Source organism: Streptomyces sp. SP18BB07, assembly GCF_036322545.1.
In the GTDB taxonomy this organism is placed as follows: domain Bacteria; phylum Actinomycetota; class Actinomycetes; order Streptomycetales; family Streptomycetaceae; genus Streptomyces; species Streptomyces deccanensis.
Genome location: NZ_JAQYWT010000335.1, coordinates 1 through 2,135 on the forward strand (window position 1 = coordinate 1; position 2,135 = coordinate 2,135).

Sequence of the window (2,135 nt, forward strand, 5' to 3'; positions counted from 1 at the left end):
AGCTTGTCTTTTAACCTCGGGCCTGCTGGTCGTTGAGCAACTGCGAGACGCGCTGGGGTGAGACTCCCAAGACGTGTGCGATGTCCCTGCCGGTCAGGCCGTGCTCGTTGAGTGCTGCGGCTGTGCGCCGTAGCTCTACTGCGGCCGCCATTTGGGCCTTGTGCGCGTCGACGGTGGCCTGCGTTGACGCCTTGACGCGTTGATTGAGTTCGTCGCCGAGGTCGATCTTGAGTACGATCCCCTGTTCGACTCCAGGCACTTCACCTGCCTCCATAAGGTTGCGTCCGCGCTCAATCGCACCGTCCAGGCGTCGTATATAGGTCGGCTCCACGCCCTCCATGTGTAGCACCCAACCGTCGCCGGTTCGACGGGCGAGGATCTGAGGTGGTTCCACAATCTGGCCGTCAGTCATGTCAACTCCTTGCAGCGGCCGGGGAGTTCGACAGTCTAGTCCCACTAGCTGAAGTTATCCATGGGGGCTAGATGGCTGTTGGGTTGCGGAGCACTGTCCGCTTGCGCGCCTGGTTCCGGGGAGTCAGTTGCGGACTCACTATGAGATCCGAACGGTTCCTCGAACTGGGTCGCTCGCCTGGGCATTCGCCAGACACTGAGGCGGCCTTCGTCTGATCCTGTGCTCCGACCAAGGTGCACGTGACCGAGACGAAGGCCGTGAGGGTGAGTCTGCTGCCTGATGTTGTGCGGAGGGATGCGTTCGCGGAAGCGTCACGCTTCCGGGGCGAGTTCTACGAGTGTCTGACCGCTCGGCGCGACGAGTTGTTCGAGCTGACGGATGCGGTGCTGTGTGCGGACGGTGCCGTGAAGTCCCCGGTGGACCTGACGCTGCTGCCCGAGCATCGGCGTGGCCACGGAGCGATGTACGGAGGCTTGAACCACGGCCGGATCGATGTCGAGCAGGTGCGGACGGTGCTGGCCGGGCTGTCGCTGCCGCGGTTCGACGGCGGGCGTCTGGTCCTGGCCGTCGATGTTTCGCCATGGCTTCGTTCGGACGCGCCGTGCTCGGCCGAGCGGCTGTTCTGCCATGTCTATGGCCGGGCGAAGACGGCGTCGCAGTTCATCCCAGGCTGGCCCTACTCCTTCGTCGCCGCCCTGGAGCCGGGCGCCACCTCTTGGACCGCGATCCTGGACGCGGTCCGGCTCGGACCGGTGGACGACGCCACCGCGGTCACCGCCGGCCAGCTGCGGGGAGTCGTTGAACGGCTCATCGCCGCGGGTCAGTGGCGGGCCGGGGACCCGGACATCGTGATCGTCAGCGATGCCGGCTACGACGTCACCCGCCTGGCCTGGGTCCTGCGCGATCTGCCGGTCGAGCTGGTCGGCCGGGTCCGCTCCGACCGCGTCATGCGACTGCCGAAGCCGCCTCGTGTCTACGACCCGAAGGGCGGCCGGCCGCCTAAGCACGGCCCGGAATTCCGCTTCGCCAAGCCGGAGACCTGGCCCGAGCCAGCGATCACCACGGTCACCGCAACCACCAACTACGGCAAGGCCGAGACGCAGGCATGGGACCGGGTCCACCCAAGGCTCACCCACCGCTCCTCATGGCTCGACCATGACGGTGAACTTCCCCTGGTTGAGGGCACGTTGATCCGGTTGAAGGTCGAGCATCTGTCGAAGGACCGTGATGCCCCGCCGGTATGGTTATGGTCCTCCAAGACAGGCGTCACTCCGGACGACGTGGACCGTTTCTGGCAGGCATTTCTCCGCCGCTTCGACCTGGAGCACACCTTCCGCTTCGCGAAGCAGACCCTTGGATGGACCACCCCGAAACTCCGTAGTCCCGAGGCGGCGGACCGCTGGACCTGGATCCTGATCGTCGCTCACACCCAGCTCCGGCTTGCCCGGCCCCTCGCCAAGGACCTCCGCCGACCCTGGGAGAAGCCGACTGCCTCCGGCCGGCTCACCCCCGCCCGGGTCCGCCGGGGGTTCAGGAACATCCGCGCTCACCTGGCCTGCCCGGCCCGTGTTCCCAAACCTCGAGGCGCCGGCCCCGGACGGCCACCCGGTGTCAAGAACAGACGCCGGGCACCCCGCTACGACGTCGGCAAGACCGTCAAACGCCCCGAGACCCTCAAGGCCATCGGCAAGCCCGGCAGGTCTTGGTAGATAAAGAACAAGCT

The 2,135-nt window shown here is 66.3% G+C and carries 2 protein-coding genes; one reads left to right on the top strand and one right to left on the bottom strand.

The window, feature by feature from the left end:
* Nucleotides 1-10 precede the first annotated feature (10 nt).
* Entirely contained in the window at nucleotides 11-412 is a 402-nt protein-coding gene (locus PUR53_RS27105) for a hypothetical protein (protein ID WP_329909932.1), read from the bottom strand.
* 263 nt (nucleotides 413-675) lie between these two features.
* Between PUR53_RS27105 and PUR53_RS27110 the strand changes: the two genes are divergently transcribed.
* Nucleotides 676-2,121: an NF041680 family putative transposase gene (locus PUR53_RS27110; protein WP_329909934.1), complete on the top strand. Its 1,446-nt coding sequence runs from the start codon at nucleotides 676-678 to the stop codon at nucleotides 2,119-2,121.
* Nucleotides 2,122-2,135 lie beyond the last annotated feature (14 nt).

Bases quoted from the DNA above. Each gene is read 5' to 3' on its own strand.
- PUR53_RS27105 (WP_329909932.1), bottom strand. From the start codon at position 412: ATGACTGACGGCCAGATTGTGGAACCACCTCAGATCCTCGCCCGTCGA.